Origin of the sequence: Ectobacillus sp. JY-23 (assembly GCF_023022965.1) — a bacterium.
GTDB lineage: Bacteria > Bacillota > Bacilli > Bacillales > Bacillaceae_G > Ectobacillus.
On the sequence record NZ_CP095462.1, the window covers coordinates 492,822 to 506,988 of the forward strand.

Below are 14,167 nucleotides of genomic sequence, written 5' to 3' on the forward strand. Positions count from 1 at the left end.
TATATGAAGCAACATACATTAGCATCTCATAATATTAACGTTTTATTTTGGGTGGGTTTTTTTGGAAGTATCAGCTTTATCGCACCAGTTATGACCCTCTTCTACATGAAAAATGGCTTGAACGAATCTCATATTCTATGGCTGCTTATGTGCTGGAGTGGCTCTGTGCTAGTAAGCGAAGTTCCTACCGGTGTGTATGCGGATCGTTTTGGGCCGAAGATTTCTTTTCTAACTGGTTCAGCTTTGCGCTTTTGCAGTGTAGCATTTTTATTATTCGCAGATCAGCCTTGGGTCTTTTATGCAAGTGCCATTTTAAATGGCGTGTCTGTTACCTTTTTCTCAGGTGCGGATGAAGCGCTCATCTATGAATCCTTGAGAATCTCCGGAGAAGAAAATTTGATGGACCGTGCCATGGGTAAAATTCAGTCTGCAAACTTTGCAACGATGATTATTTCTGTTATCATCGGCGCTTATGTCGCTAAGGGTTTACAAGCAGAGCAATTCACTTTATTAATTGTACTTGGCTTGTGCTTTCAATTTGTAGAGTTTTTATTGCTATTTGCTATAAAAAACCCATCACGTCATTCGTATCGTGATAATCCATTTCATCAAGTTCGTGAAGGAATTAAGGCAATTCGCCGTGCGCCCCAGTTGTTCATCATGTTTTTGAACGTCTCACTTGTATTTATACCTGCTGGTGCGGTATTCAACAACTTTGATCAGCCACTTCTTAAAGGCGCTGGTGTTCCTGTTGTAATGATTGGGGTCGTGTACGCACTTGCCGCTTTACTTGGCTTTTTTGCATCTCGTTCTATAGGATGGATGGTAAGTAAAGTTTCAAGACGATCCTGGATGTATATCACTGGTATTATGGCTATCATCGGTTTACTCCTATCAGCCTTTTTCGGAGAATCACTATATATCGTATTAGGTGCTGTGTTTATGCTTCGGTTTGTACGCGCCATTCGCTATCCTATCTATTCACAGCTCAGCAACGATTTAATTCCATCACATATCCGAGCAACAACCATTTCACTTTTATCGATTATTGACTCTGTGCTGGATTTAATTATTTTTAGTTCGCTATCTGCTGTGGCAGTCTTTGGAGCGAGCTATCTGTATCTTGGCTGTGCTATAATTGCGGCGATTGGAACTTGCTTACCTATTCCAAAAGAAGCTAGATGAAACGTTTTATACTATGAAAATAGACTCCTAGCGATAGGAGTCTATTTTTGCGTTACTGGATAATGCGAACAGCTGCAACACCAGGGAGGTTTTTAATTTTTGTAGCAATATCTTCTTTAATTCGCGCATCCACACCATTATCAATATCAATGATTGTGTACGCATAAGAACCTTTGCTGCGATTAATCATGTCTGCGATGTTGATATGATGTTCCGCTAAAAAGGCTGTCATCTGTCCTACCATATTCGGTACATTTTTATGTGCAACTGTAATGCGCTTTTGTCCAAAGTATGGTAATTCTACATTAGGAAAATTAACAGAATTGCGAATATTGCCTGTTTCTAAGTAAGTTTTCAATTGCCGCGCTGCCATAATGGCACAATTTTCTTCTGACTCATATGTTGATGCACCTAAGTGCGGAATTGGAATTACATTTTTCATACCAAGAACCGTGTTGTTTGGAAAGTCTGTTACATAATTTGCTACAATACCGCTTTCTAGTGCATCTCGTAAGTCTTCTTCTTGTACAAGCTCACCACGGGAAAAGTTAAAGATACGTACCCCTTTCTTCATGGAACGAAACGCATGGGCGTTCAGTAGCCCTCTTGTTTGTTCTACCAGCGGAACATGGATGGTGATATAATCACAGGTTGCAAAAATTTGCTCTAGGTTCATTGCACGTTGCACTTGTCTAGATAATCTCCATGCAGTCTCTACAGACACATACGGATCATATCCAACAACTTCCATCTCTAAAGCAAGTGCATCGTTTGCGACAAGAGCACCAATCGCCCCCAAACCGATAATACCAAGACGCTTGCCGCGAATTTCATTTCCTACATATTCTTTTTTCCCTGCTTCTACAAGCTCAGGCACAATATCACCGTATCCATGAAGCGATTTGGCCCAATTGATACCATCCCATAAATTACGAGAAGCAAGCAATAAACTCGCTAATACCATTTCTTTAACTGCATTCGCGTTTGCACCCGGTGTATTAAATACAACAATTCCTTTCTCCGTACAAGCTTCGACTGGTATATTATTTACGCCAGCGCCCGCACGTGCAATCGCTTTGACACTAGCTGGCAATTCCATCGTATGCATTGGAAAGCTGCGTAGTAAAATGCCATCTGCTTCTCCCTCTGTAATCATTTCATACTGATTTTCAAACACATCCAACCCACACTGCACAATATTATTTAACGTTTGAATGGTATACACAATAATGCCCCCTAACGATAATTTTTCTCAAATGTTTTCATATAAGAAACTAGCTGTTCCACACCTTCCATCGGCATAGCATTATAGATACTAGCACGCATACCACCGACTGAGCGATGACCTTTTAACGTTTCTAACCCTTGTGCTTTCGCTCCTTGTAAAAAGGCAGCGTCCAGTTCAGCTGTAGGTGTCATAAATGGGATGTTCATGATAGAACGATAATCTGACAAAACAGGGGTAGAAAATAACTTGGACTCATCTAAGAAGTCATACAACAAAGCTGCCTTTTTACGATTTATTGCTTCAATCGCTTCTACACCACCTTGTTCCTTGAGCCACTCAAATACCAACTTTGCCATATAAATGCTGTAAGTGGCTGGCGTATTGTACAGGGAACCATGTTTGACATGTGTGCTGTAATCAAGCATGGTCGGGCATTCTTTTTGCGCATGACCAATTAAATCTTCACGAATAATTACAACTGTCAATCCTGCCGGTCCAATGTTTTTTTGAGCACCTGCATATATGACTCCAAATTTAGAAATATCATATACTTGCGATAAAATATTGGAAGACATATCCGCTACTAGCGGAACAGACCCCGTATCAGGAAGTTTTGTAAACACGGTTCCTTCAATAGTGTTGTTGGTTGTGATATGCACATAGTCCGCTTCTGGGCGAAGATCATGCACATCCGGTATATATGTGAAATTTTGATTTTCTGAGGAAGACGCCACATGGACATGTCCGTATTTACGAGCTTCTGCAATCGCTTTTTTGGACCAGGAGCCTGTATGTATATAATCAGCTGTGCCTGCTTTAAATAGATTGAGAGGCACCATCGAAAATTGAAGTGATGCACCACCCTGTACAAATAACACCTTGTACGTATCAGGTATGTTCATCAATTCTCGCAAAAGTGCCTCTGCTTGTGCAATAATCTCACTAAACGCGCTGGAGCGATGGCTCATTTCTAATACAGACATGCCTGTGCCGCAATAATCTAAAAACTCTTGTTGTGCTTTCTCTAAAACAGCAAGCGGCAACATAGATGGACCTGCAGAAAAATTATACACTCGACCCATAGTATCCCCTCCGAATTTACTCTCTTTTTTAAACTTTCTGAATTATAACCCTACTTTCAGCACATGGTCAATGCATTCCCTCTAAATAAGCCAACAAGCGTTGGAACCGTTTGCAAACGCGAAACTTGCAGAGCAAGAAAGAAAACTTTTTGGATTATACGGATTTAAGAAGGAAGTACAAGTATACATGAATTTTTTAGTACAACACACGTAAAAAGAGTGCCAAACATTGTTTGGCACTCAAGGAATAAGTAAAATGATGGCTATTTACTGAAAAAACGATCATAGATTTGATACAATGCAGAGAGACCAACGAGCCAATACACTGTGTCAACAAGTGCGGGAACAGAACCAAATACCTCTTCCACCAAATTGAAATCCAAAGCCACGAACAACCAGTTGAGTCCACCGACAATCAACAAAATTGTAGTGAGATACGATAGGAATTTCATGATGTCCCTCCAGGCGGATAGTTTTTGAAAGGCCTTTCTGTAATACTATATGCCTGGAAATTACAAACTTTCTTATATGTACAAAATTTATTTTTGAATTTGAAGCTTTCCCTCAAACACAATTTTCCTACCCCATACCTCTGGTACAGATTTCCCATCTTTCATCACTTCTCGAAAAACAGGCTCTTCTGTGCGGCGCGAAGGTACGTAGCCTTCTGCTTCCATTCTTGCCAAACAATCCGAAATTGTTTCCTCCGGTAGCACTTCAAACCTCTTTTTAGATACTTGTTTTGTCATTTTCTCACCTACTTTCTTTTAGTATCATTGTACCCTACATCTTAAGTAATGATTATTTTCAGAAAATTCATTTAAACAGTTGCTTTTTAAAAGTAATTAGATAATATTCTAATTAGATATCTATCTAACGAAAGGAGATTTTGTTATTGCAATTAAGTCGTTTGGTTCAATTTCATAAAGTAATGAGTGATCCCACTCGAATTCGTATTCTTGTCTTACTTTCTAAAGGGTCTAAGCATGGACAAACATTGGCAGGTATACTAGGACTTACTCCTCCTACCGTATCTCATCACATGTCAAAACTACGCGAATTAAATCTTGTAGGTGAACATCGGAACAAGAACACTGTATATTTTCATGTAAACAAGTCGATTTTGGAGCACTATGCTTCTGGTCTAATAGATATACTACAACAGGAGGAAGATGTAATGAAATATAACGCGGAGCATCAAAAAATCGTAGACAATTTCTCACTGAAAGACGGGCGCTTGAAAACAATTCCAGCGCAGCGGAAAAAGAAGCTTATCCTTTTGCATCATATAGCTAAAGGGTTAAAGCGTGGCAAAGTGTATGAGGAGAAAGAAATTAATGAATACATTAAACAGTACCATGATGATTATGCGACCATCCGCCGTGAATTCATTATAAACCAAATCATGTACCGTGAAAAAGGTAGATACGAGCTAAATCCAGAGGAAATGTGGCAAAAACCATGAGAAGGCCGACAATTATATGCCGGCCTAAAAATTTTCTATTCGCTTCTTATTAATGGGGATCTCTTGACGTCTTGTACGTGTGATATAAATCAAACAGACAGCACCGAGTAGTAAAGAAATACTAATGTAAAAACTAATACCTGTTAAATATTCAATAAAAATACCGCCAAATATAGGACCTGTAATACTTCCAAGGCTAAAAGCAATTCCGCACAATATGTTTCCTGCCGGAAGGAGATATTTTGGTAAGGTGTCTGTCATAAATCCAAGTCCCATCGAAAAGGTTGATCCTACCACCATACCAGCAAGAAAAACGCAAAGCAATTGTAACCAGTAGTGTTGTTCACCTGCAGCTGCCAACATAAACAGCAGTGCACCAACTCCAAACACCCATGTTAAAACTGTCCTTCTTCCTATTTTATCACTTAATACCCCAAGCGGAATTTGCGTTAGAATACCCCCGATAGAAAAAACAGGTAGTAAAAAAGAGATTTGCTCGATTGTTAATCCGTTACGCAGTCCGTATACAGGTAGGTTGCTGTTAAGCATTGCTTCTAGTAAACCATAAACGAACGGTGCCAATAACGCTAGCCAACTTAGCTGCAACACTTTTTTATACCGAATAACAGATGAACCTTTTTTTTCTCCCATTTCCTGCTCAGGAAAGGCATTTTGCGTAGGAATCATCAATAACCAACCGATTAAACACAAAACGGTCGAAATCATAAACGGTGTCGCTAGTCCGTACGATACTGTGCTCGCTAAATACGGACCAATCGCAAATCCAGCACTAAAGGATACGCCATAAATAGATACATTTCTACCAACGCGGTGTGGGTCAGAAGATGTAGTAATCCATGTTTGTGTTCCAACATGAAGCATATGATCTCCCACACCAACTATAAATCGAAGTGCAAACCAAATCCAAAATGAGAAGATTTGTGTAAAGAAGAAAAGAGACAAAACAACCATGAATCCGCCTAACATAATAACAGGTTTCATGCCAAATCGTTGCATGGGCTTTTCTAAAAATGGGGAAATAACTAAAATACCGATGTATAATGCAGTAGCATGCAAACCGTTCACGCTGGAGCTTACACCTTTTGCCTCAAAAATCATTGCGATGGCAGGCAACAGCATACCCTGAGACAATCCTGAAATTGCCACAATGCTTACCATCATCCAAAATGTATACGTTTTATTCAAATATGCTCACTCCCACATGCGAAATCAACAGCTTTCATTATACATCTGAACACAAAAGGAAAACCAGCATTTTCGCTGGTTTTCCTTTTTCTTATGTGTCGATGGACATTACGCTATAAAATTACGAATATGTGCGACAAGCTCGTCTAGGCAGTCGACAAGCGGTGAATGACCACAATCTTCAAGAACAACAAGTTTTGAATGAGGAATGGCTTCATGAATGCCCTCCGCCATTGTCATCGGTACAACATAATCACGATCACCCTGTATAATTAAAACAGGGGCTTTAATGTTAGAAACTGCTCCACTTCCCTCAACAACGCCGTTATGTTGATGAGAAATATTGAACGTCACTAAACTGTAATTCACATCTACAAGGTTTCTCTGGGTAAGCATATCGGCAAGATACGCCTCGTATTGTTCTGGAGCAGGCTGTTTTTGGGTATAAATGACCATATTCCAAAGCGTGCGATAGAAGTTTGTATCTTTATGTTGTAAGGCTTGGAGGACAGGTGCCACTTGAATAGGGTCAGTGGCAATTTCATCTTTTGTCTTCAAAAACTCTCCAATGAGCGGTGCGCCGTTCTCATCCTTTTTAAATATTGGATAACCAGAAATACCGACTGATTCAATCAACACTATCGATTTTACAACTTCAGGATAGGTTGCTGCAAATTGCATAGCCACACCGCCGCCGGTAGACCAACCGACAAGTGTAAATGAAGACAAGCCCATTTCATCTGTAAACAGCTTTACATCATCTGCAAAATCCTGAAGGGAGTTAATTTCATTGTTGTATGTAGAAAAGCCAAATCCGCGTAAATCAACAGCGTACACTTTATAATCTGTAAGTTCGTTCATGACAACATCCCAATGCTTGGATGATGTCATATTGCCGTGAACTAATATGATTACTTCATTACCAGAACCACTCTCACGATACGCCATTGTCTCTCCGTTAGAAAGCACAATGGATTTTACTGCCAATTCGACTGCCATTTCTCCACACCCCTTTTGTAAACGCTTTAAAAATATCATATCATACCGGGTTTAAAAACTGAATATTTTAATTATTTTCATACTCATAAAATGAGCTGTTCTTTCTCATACTACAAACGTACTTTAAAAAAGGAGGAAATGATGATGCAAAAGAACGCAAGAGGTCATGTACAAGATTCCTGCACAGCGTTAAATGAAGCTATGTCTTGTCTGCAAAGCGCATTGCAAACAGTTGAAAAAGCTGATAATCGCAGCCGCATTGAACAATCTTTACATTCTGTACAAAGCGCATTGCAAGAATGTGACAGTACCGCACAAATTCTGTCGCAAGAGTAAAAACACCCATCTTGGGTGTTTTTTTTTTCAAAAAAACTTCATCAACTAGCTATTGAAACTAAATGATGTCTGAAAAGTGTGGATGCGTTTCTGTAACAAAAAAGGCACTCCCCTAAAGGAGTGCAATGGAGGCAAACTATGTAGTCGCGACCCTACATCCTCACTATATGAGACAACATTTCCCCTTATTCCGTATAAATCATTTTCTTCGTCATGCCCCCATCAATTATGATATTTTCACCATTAATGAAGTCATTTTTTTCATCTGTTAAAAATAAGCACGCATTTACAATGTCCTCAGGTCTTCCAACCCGTAAAGAAGGATGCTGCTCGTGGTCTTGCTCAGCAAGTTCCTCATAATGATCTGTTTGAATCCATCCAGGACTAATACTATTCACGGTAATATGTTCTTTACTTAATGATATGGCTAGGGCATGCGTCAGCGCGACAATACCGCCTTTAGAAGCAGCATACGCCTCGGAATGCGGTTCTGACATAAATGCACGTGTGGAAGCGATATTAACGATGCGGCCGTAAGAAGTTCCTTGGTTTTGCTTAGCAAAAGCTTGTGCGGCAAATACCATGCCTCGTAAATTAACGTTTAGCACTTCGTCCCACTCTTCCACTGTTAACGTGAAAAACGGTTTAAACTTACTGAGACCAGCATTATTAATCAGAATTTGTACGTTTCCATGCTCATCAGAAACCTCTTCAAACATGTGCTGTATATGCTGCACATGTTGTAAATCAATTGGATAAAAGAAGACTTTATATCCCTGATTTTGGTATATCGTTGCCAATTTTTCACCTTGCTCTTTATCAATGTCTGCCATAATAACGGTTGCACCGGCCTTGGCATAGGCTGCTGTAATACTTTTTCCAATTCCATTTGCGCCGCCTGTTACAAGTACTATTTTGTTTTTATAATTCATACTTTTCTCCTTTATTTACGGTAATTGATATTTGTTATTAGTGATAGAGCGAAATACATGATATCCGCTCACAGAAACACCAATTGTCCCAGCACCTGGAAAAATAGTATCACCGCAGAGCCAAAGTCCTGGAATTCCCGTGCGATGGGACACACTTTGAAACAAGGCATGCTCTGTACTTTGCGGAAATCCACCTACACCAGCTCTTCCTGTGAATCGTTCCCAAGCGCGCGGCGCCCCTGCAATTATCTCTATTATTCCCTCGTGAAGCTGTGGGAAAACACATTGTATACTTTCAAGCATTTTTTCTGTCATATAGCTTTTTCGTTCGTCGTATGCATCCTTTGTTTTCCATTTTGACAAATCAATGTGTGTAGAAACAGTAAGAGTTCGTGTTCCGCTCGGGGCTCGCTTGCGATCATCAGGATGTGAAAGCGATAAAAATAAGTGCTCTCCCTCAGACATCCCTTTTCCTGTAAGTACCTGTTGAAACAAAGGTGTATGAGCGGGAATAACCTCCTCTTTAATAGCCAGGTACAGTGTAAACGCTCCCCACTGCATAGTAGCTACTTTGTTATGAAACGACCTTGGCAGTTTACTTATAATAGTGGGCGCTAGAAACTGCTGTAGGTTTCCAATTGGTACATTACTAATCACATGTTGTGCTCTGTAACAATCACCGCGGTGATCTCTTACCGTCCACCCTTCATCTGTTTGATCTACGGCAACGACCCTTCTTCCCAATTTTGTGTTTCCATTATGTTCTGTAATACATTGTGCCAAAGAATTTGCTACTTGGAACAAACCACCTTCCACGTAAAATGCACCTTCATGATAAATATCAAGTGCAAGACATCCTAATAGCAGTGAACAAGTTTCATTCGTTACTTGCATACTATCGATAATCTGCGCGTCAATAAGATGAACGAAATCTGTGACATCTGACAAACCATGTTTATGAAGAAGCATAGAAAGTGTCTGATTAAAATATGGTAGTAGACGCGGAGATGTAATAGATAGGGAACCGAATAGCATTACCCACTCTTTAAAAGTTGTTGGCGGTAAAACAGGTAATGGTTTCATGAGCTTACGGATTTCACTGGCAATGGCATATACATCTTGATAAAAAGCTCTTAGATTACTCCCTTGTGAAGGAAACACCTTTTGTAATTCTGTCATATGTTGGTCACGATTACGTTGAAAAATAAACGTTTGATTAGGCATATGAATATGCATAACTTCCTCTAACAACAAAGTCCTTACTGAAATATCCAGAAAATGCAAAATACGCTCATGTATTCCTCCATCTTCAAACCCCATGCCAAGTGTGGCACCAACAGGAAACGTATAGGGACCGCGCTTAAATTTCCCAGCACACCCGCCCCATTCTTTTGATGCTTCTAATATAGTTACGTCATAACCGACTTTCGCTAGTAATGCGCCGGCTGTTAAACCACCAATCCCGCCGCCAATTACAATTACGGATTGTGTCATATATATCACCTCGCTTTTGCTTTAGTATAGCAAGGCAAGGAGTTTTTTTTCTTGTTTTGTGTTTCATTAATTTATATTTTACTATAAATACGGTAAATGAAATTTAACACTGTCGTGTAAAAAAGCATGCTAGGGCATGCCTCTCTCATTTTTTTATTGGTTTTTCAAGACCATATAGCTCTTCTTCTATGTTTTGTATACGTTCCGAAATAAGTTTTTGCGCGTCTTGTACCGCTTCATTATACATATACGGACCTGTTTCTTTCATCATGTAGTCTAAAAAGGCTTCTGCCTCTAAATTTCCAATTCTCTCCCATCCCTGCTCAGAAAAGTATTCTTGTATCTTTGTTGCAATATTCATTTTTTCTTCGCGTGTCATCATATAGCTTCCTCCTATTCTAATAACCCATACTTCCCTTTAAAACGTGTTAGTATTTTGATCCACTGTTTTCCAAATACAGCTAAGAAAAAAGCATTGGAGGCCGCATGCGCTAGATCAAAATAAAAACTTGTGACATAAGTCAGTAATAACGTTTGCCAAGTTAGCTCACCTAGAAACGTGATAAACACTGAGATATTTGTGAACCACCCAAACACAAACCCAGCTACAATACCAAACGTAATACGACCAATGTGCTTTTGCATAAACGTGTAATTTCGCAGCATACCTGTGATAAGCCCCATTAAACCCCAACCACACATTTGCCACAGTGTCCACGGTCCTTGTCCTAAAAAGAGATTAGATACAAGTGCCGCCGTCGCACCAATTAAAAAGCCAACCTCTCCCCCCAGTACCAGAGCAGAAACAATAATAACAAATGAAGTGGGTTGTACACTAGGTAGAACAGAGAACGGCACGCGGCTCACTGCTGCAATGGCTGCCAAAACAGCAATTAACACAATCTCTCTCGATGCGAAAGCCTTTTTCTCAAAACGAATGTAAAACGGAAGTATCGTCATAGCTAAAATTAAGATACTAATCCATAAAAAGTGTCTCGCATTCACAAATGATAGATAAGCCAATGCTCCTATCATTGTGAGACATACACCTATGATTGCAGCATTGTGCTTGGACATGTATGCACCACATCCTCCCATATTAATGCCTGTGGTAATTGCTTCCGAACAAGTCGATTAATTGCTGTTGTGTAAAAGAAGTTTTCACTAAAAAACTGTTGCGGCATATGCTCAGAAATGATTTGTCCGTCAAACAACATCACGCAGCAATCTGTGTACTTTGCGGCAAACTCCACATCGTGTGTTGCCATCATGATGGTTGTTCCTTCCTTTTGCAACTGACTCAGCTGATTGGCAAGCTCTTCCTTCTTCTCTGGATCTAACCCTTTCGTCGGTTCATCTAAAATAAGAAGTTTTGGCCGTTGTAGTAACACACTGCAAATTGCAAGCAATTGCTGTTCACCGCCACTGCAATCATGCGGATGACGACGCTTTGTTCCTTCCATATGAAAACGAGACAACAATGCAGTGACAACCTCTTCGGGCTGTTTATAGCCAAGTTCTTGCGCTTGTAAGAACAGCTCTTCCCACACGGTATCCTGTGTAAAATGATAAGAAGGCTGTTGTGATACATAACCGATTTGCGCATCTGTTTTGTGAAGCTGCTTTCCTTCCCATAACAGCTTCCCGCGCCTAATGCTACGCAATCCTGCTAGTACAGTAAGAAGTGTTGACTTACCAGTCCCGTTTTTACCAACAAGACTTACCCATTCCCCTGTTTGAATGGCGAGAGATAAGTTTTGCAAAATAAGCGCGCCGTTCTTTTCGTATTGAAAATAAATGCCTTTTGCTTCTAGTAAAACATTGCGTTTCTTCCTTTCATATACAGCAGACTGTACGGGTGTTAGATTTGGTAAGATTCGTTGTCCATCACGTACCGTCAGTGGTGGCACTGTCACTCCCCATTCTAAAAACAAACGCGGAATTTGTGGCAAATATAGCCGAAGCTCATTGCGTTCCCATAAACGTGCCGTCACTTCTATAGGAGAGGCATCGTATAAAACACTTCCATTCTCCATAAATACAAGACGATCGGCAAGGGGTAATACCTCATCTAATCGATGCTCACTCATTATAATTGTTATACCAAGTTCTTCATGAATACGTTTCAGTAAAGTTAAAAACTCTTTTGCGGCGATCGGGTCAAGCTGTGCTGTGGGTTCATCCAGCAACAGTAGCCTCGGCTGCAGAATAAGAACCGCAGCTAAATTAACAAGTTGCTTTTGCCCACCAGACAGCGTATGGACCGAACGATGAAGCAAATCCTGAAAGCCAAGAAAGCTAATCAACTCAGCAATCCGCTTTTGAATTGTACTCGTATCATACCCCAGATTTTCTAGTGAAAACGCCAACTCTTGTATCACAGTATCCATCACCAATTGATTTTCTGGATTTTGAAACACCATACCAATTTCTTGTGCAGATTGCATAGATGACAATTCCTGCACGTGTTGTCCTTCGTACAACACTTCTCCACTGCATCGACCAATTGGCTGCAATTCCTTCTTTAGGTGACGCAACAACGTCGTTTTTCCTGAACCGGAACGCCCCGCTAATACAACAAATTGCCCCTTTGAAATCGCTAGCGACACAGAGGACAACGCCGGCTTAGTTTCATTTGGATATTGAAAAGTAAGATGTTTTATTTCTGCATACGCCACCATAGCCACTCCCTTCCTTCTATAACTAACGGTATACTCACATACAAGATGCACAGCATGTATGAAAGGATACCTATACCACGTAACATAAGCGATGGTAGCTTTGGATAGATGACCAAAACACCGATTCCTTGAGACGCAAGAACTACAGCACCAAGAAATAGTCCCAGTAAAACTGCAAAAAGCCGGTAATCTCGATTGCTCATTCTGTAACGAATGTATGTACTTCGCTTTGTTGTCCCAAAACCTCTGGCGCTCATTGAGTCAGCAGTTTGCAGGGCCTCTTCCAAAGAACATACAAGAAGCACCGATAAAAGCTTCATTCCCTGTGATACCTTCGCTTTTATACCAACTCCCTTATGCTTATGCACGAGTTGAATTTGTCCAAGACGTCTCATAAACAGTGGTACAAATCGAATGGAAATCATAGTTAAGAGCGCTACTTTTGGGGAAACACGCGAAAATAAATATAAAAATTTATGACTCGACACAATTGTCTGATAAGATACAAAAGCAAAGGACACCGCCAAAAATGACAGTGCCATTGTATAGCCATACGTAATTGCCTCAAGTGTAACGGGATTATCTTGCACATAAAATAAAATCGTACTGCCGCGATGGGTAAACAGCGGATTCATCACTGCGATAAAAACCGCAATCACAAATGAACTGAACAATAAAGGCTTCATCGTGGTGCCGTGTATATAATTTAATAGAGATAAAAGCAACACCATACTCAGTAAAATAAACGGATGCAAAAGTGTCATTGCTAACACGATAACTCCTATATAATAAGAAAATAAAACAGCCGGATGAAATTCCGCAAATGCGCTTCTCATGGGTTTTCTCCGTCCACTGTATATACCCATTCAATCACATCACCAGTTTTTACTGCTGTTTTTCCAGCACCAGTTTTCGCTTGTACGCCATTTCGCTTGTAAATCCAGCCACTCAATGGCCCCTTATCTTTTTCATATAAGTTGTTAATACCTTCTATATAAATAGAAGCACCTGCACCACTGTATTCCATTTGAATTCCTTTTTTCTTCACAGTTCGTGCCAAAACAGAAAATACCGTATCGCCATTTTCCAGTTCCACTTCTGTTTTTCCTAAAATGGTATTACCAGCACCGCGAATGGTTAAAAATACGCTTTCCGCTTGTTTGACCGGTTCCGCTGGTTGTGGCGGCGGTAGAGTTGATGGTGTTGATGGTGTTGATTGTGTCGATGGCACCGAAGAACTAGATGGCGGCGGGCTTGCAGGTACAGGTTCTGGTTTGGAGGCTTTCGGTTTGACTGCTTCTTGTACCGGCGCATTACTTTGTTTACTTTCTTGTTTTGGCTCTTCAGGCTTTGCTTCCTCTGTTGGTTGTGCCTTTTGTTCCGCTGGTTGCTCTTGTACCTTAGGGCTTGCTTGTTCACTCACCTTCGGCTTTTCCTGCTTTATGTCTGTTTTCGTTTTTGTTTCCTCTTCACCGTTACATCCCACCAAAGCAACAAATAAACCAAGCGTTATCATCCATTTGTACATAATATCACATCCTTTAAAAAGCAAGCAGGGG

16 protein-coding genes are annotated in these 14,167 nt (G+C 40.3%); 3 read left to right on the forward strand and 13 right to left on the reverse strand.

What is annotated here, in order from left to right; translation table 11 throughout:
• Positions 1 to 3 precede the first annotated feature (3 nt).
• A complete protein-coding gene (locus tag MUG87_RS02630) occupies positions 4 to 1,185 on the forward strand; it encodes an MFS transporter (protein WP_247085265.1) in 1,182 nt (393 codons plus the stop codon).
• Positions 1,186 to 1,237: 52 nt separating this feature from the next.
• Here MUG87_RS02630 and MUG87_RS02635 read toward each other — a convergent pair whose 3' ends face one another.
• The 4 genes from MUG87_RS02635 to MUG87_RS02650 all read right to left on the reverse strand — a co-directional run bounded on the left by MUG87_RS02635 (position 1,238) and on the right by MUG87_RS02650 (position 4,244).
• Complete coding sequence (locus MUG87_RS02635; protein ID WP_247085268.1) at positions 1,238 to 2,410, reverse strand: phosphoglycerate dehydrogenase; 1,173 nt, start codon at positions 2,408 to 2,410, stop codon at positions 1,238 to 1,240.
• An 11-nt stretch (positions 2,411 to 2,421) separates the two neighbouring features.
• Entirely contained in the window at positions 2,422 to 3,495 is a 1,074-nt protein-coding gene (gene serC, locus MUG87_RS02640) for a 3-phosphoserine/phosphohydroxythreonine transaminase (protein WP_247085270.1), read from the reverse strand.
• Between the two features lie 263 nt (positions 3,496 to 3,758).
• The gene (locus tag MUG87_RS02645) at positions 3,759 to 3,947 is read right to left on the reverse strand and encodes a DUF378 domain-containing protein (RefSeq protein ID WP_124563165.1); all 189 of its coding nucleotides are present in this window, start codon (positions 3,945 to 3,947) and stop codon (positions 3,759 to 3,761) included.
• 87 nt (positions 3,948 to 4,034) lie between these two features.
• Positions 4,035 to 4,244, reverse strand: a complete 210-nt coding sequence (locus tag MUG87_RS02650; RefSeq protein ID WP_247085272.1) for an NETI motif-containing protein — start codon at positions 4,242 to 4,244, stop codon at positions 4,035 to 4,037.
• A gap of 146 nt (positions 4,245 to 4,390) precedes the next feature.
• Between MUG87_RS02650 and MUG87_RS02655 the strand changes: the two genes are divergently transcribed.
• Positions 4,391 to 4,960, forward strand: a complete 570-nt coding sequence (locus MUG87_RS02655) for a DUF2087 domain-containing protein (protein ID WP_247085274.1) — start codon at positions 4,391 to 4,393, stop codon at positions 4,958 to 4,960.
• A gap of 24 nt (positions 4,961 to 4,984) precedes the next feature.
• Here MUG87_RS02655 and MUG87_RS02660 read toward each other — a convergent pair whose 3' ends face one another.
• Together MUG87_RS02660 and MUG87_RS02665 are read right to left on the reverse strand one after the other, a co-directional pair.
• The gene (locus tag MUG87_RS02660) at positions 4,985 to 6,166 is read right to left on the reverse strand and encodes an MFS transporter (RefSeq protein ID WP_368042554.1); all 1,182 of its coding nucleotides are present in this window, start codon (positions 6,164 to 6,166) and stop codon (positions 4,985 to 4,987) included.
• 108 nt (positions 6,167 to 6,274) lie between these two features.
• Positions 6,275 to 7,165: an intracellular short-chain-length polyhydroxyalkanoate depolymerase gene (locus MUG87_RS02665; protein ID WP_247085276.1), complete on the reverse strand. Its 891-nt coding sequence runs from the start codon at positions 7,163 to 7,165 to the stop codon at positions 6,275 to 6,277.
• A 144-nt stretch (positions 7,166 to 7,309) separates the two neighbouring features.
• Here MUG87_RS02665 and MUG87_RS02670 point away from each other — a divergent pair, with 144 nt between their 5' ends.
• The gene (locus MUG87_RS02670; protein WP_247085278.1) at positions 7,310 to 7,501 is read left to right on the forward strand and encodes a hypothetical protein; all 192 of its coding nucleotides are present in this window, start codon (positions 7,310 to 7,312) and stop codon (positions 7,499 to 7,501) included.
• A 185-nt stretch (positions 7,502 to 7,686) separates the two neighbouring features.
• Here MUG87_RS02670 and MUG87_RS02675 read toward each other — a convergent pair whose 3' ends face one another.
• The 7 genes from MUG87_RS02675 to MUG87_RS02705 form a co-directional block, all read right to left on the reverse strand.
• The gene (locus tag MUG87_RS02675) at positions 7,687 to 8,433 is read right to left on the reverse strand and encodes an SDR family NAD(P)-dependent oxidoreductase (protein WP_247085280.1); all 747 of its coding nucleotides are present in this window, start codon (positions 8,431 to 8,433) and stop codon (positions 7,687 to 7,689) included.
• Between the two features lie 15 nt (positions 8,434 to 8,448).
• Entirely contained in the window at positions 8,449 to 9,927 is a 1,479-nt protein-coding gene (locus MUG87_RS02680) for a phytoene desaturase family protein (RefSeq protein WP_247085282.1), read from the reverse strand.
• A gap of 145 nt (positions 9,928 to 10,072) precedes the next feature.
• Positions 10,073 to 10,309 carry a DUF2164 domain-containing protein gene (locus MUG87_RS02685; RefSeq protein ID WP_124563157.1) on the reverse strand — a complete coding sequence of 79 codons (237 nt, stop codon included), beginning with the start codon at positions 10,307 to 10,309 and terminating at the stop codon, positions 10,073 to 10,075.
• 11 nt (positions 10,310 to 10,320) lie between these two features.
• Positions 10,321 to 11,004: an ECF transporter S component gene (locus MUG87_RS02690; RefSeq protein WP_247085284.1), complete on the reverse strand. Its 684-nt coding sequence runs from the start codon at positions 11,002 to 11,004 to the stop codon at positions 10,321 to 10,323.
• Positions 10,977 to 12,614 carry an ABC transporter ATP-binding protein gene (locus MUG87_RS02695; protein WP_247085286.1) on the reverse strand — a complete coding sequence of 546 codons (1,638 nt, stop codon included), beginning with the start codon at positions 12,612 to 12,614 and terminating at the stop codon, positions 10,977 to 10,979. The genes MUG87_RS02690 and MUG87_RS02695 overlap by 28 nt, the downstream gene beginning before the upstream one ends.
• Positions 12,587 to 13,444: an energy-coupling factor transporter transmembrane component T gene (locus MUG87_RS02700; RefSeq protein ID WP_247085288.1), complete on the reverse strand. Its 858-nt coding sequence runs from the start codon at positions 13,442 to 13,444 to the stop codon at positions 12,587 to 12,589. Before MUG87_RS02700 ends, MUG87_RS02695 begins: the two co-directional genes overlap by 28 nt.
• Positions 13,441 to 14,136 carry a DUF4430 domain-containing protein gene (locus tag MUG87_RS02705; protein WP_247085290.1) on the reverse strand — a complete coding sequence of 232 codons (696 nt, stop codon included), beginning with the start codon at positions 14,134 to 14,136 and terminating at the stop codon, positions 13,441 to 13,443. The genes MUG87_RS02700 and MUG87_RS02705 overlap by 4 nt, the downstream gene beginning before the upstream one ends.
• Positions 14,137 to 14,167: the final 31 nt, after the last annotated feature.

Bases quoted from the DNA above. Each gene is read 5' to 3' on its own strand.
- MUG87_RS02705 (WP_247085290.1), bottom strand. From the start codon at position 14,136: ATGTACAAATGGATGATAACGCTTGGTTTATTTGTTGCTTTGGTGGGA.
- MUG87_RS02685 (WP_124563157.1), bottom strand. From the start codon at position 10,309: ATGATGACACGCGAAGAAAAAATGAATATTGCAACAAAGATACAAGAA.
- serC (WP_247085270.1), bottom strand. From the start codon at position 3,495: ATGGGTCGAGTGTATAATTTTTCTGCAGGTCCATCTATGTTGCCGCTT.
- MUG87_RS02680 (WP_247085282.1), bottom strand. From the start codon at position 9,927: ATGACACAATCCGTAATTGTAATTGGCGGCGGGATTGGTGGTTTAACA.
- MUG87_RS02690 (WP_247085284.1), bottom strand. From the start codon at position 11,004: ATGTCCAAGCACAATGCTGCAATCATAGGTGTATGTCTCACAATGATA.
- MUG87_RS02675 (WP_247085280.1), bottom strand. From the start codon at position 8,433: ATGAATTATAAAAACAAAATAGTACTTGTAACAGGCGGCGCAAATGGA.
- MUG87_RS02650 (WP_247085272.1), bottom strand. From the start codon at position 4,244: ATGACAAAACAAGTATCTAAAAAGAGGTTTGAAGTGCTACCGGAGGAA.
- MUG87_RS02630 (WP_247085265.1), top strand. From the start codon at position 4: ATGAAGCAACATACATTAGCATCTCATAATATTAACGTTTTATTTTGG.
- MUG87_RS02645 (WP_124563165.1), bottom strand. From the start codon at position 3,947: ATGAAATTCCTATCGTATCTCACTACAATTTTGTTGATTGTCGGTGGA.
- MUG87_RS02665 (WP_247085276.1), bottom strand. From the start codon at position 7,165: ATGGCAGTCGAATTGGCAGTAAAATCCATTGTGCTTTCTAACGGAGAG.
- MUG87_RS02670 (WP_247085278.1), top strand. From the start codon at position 7,310: ATGCAAAAGAACGCAAGAGGTCATGTACAAGATTCCTGCACAGCGTTA.
- MUG87_RS02700 (WP_247085288.1), bottom strand. From the start codon at position 13,444: ATGAGAAGCGCATTTGCGGAATTTCATCCGGCTGTTTTATTTTCTTAT.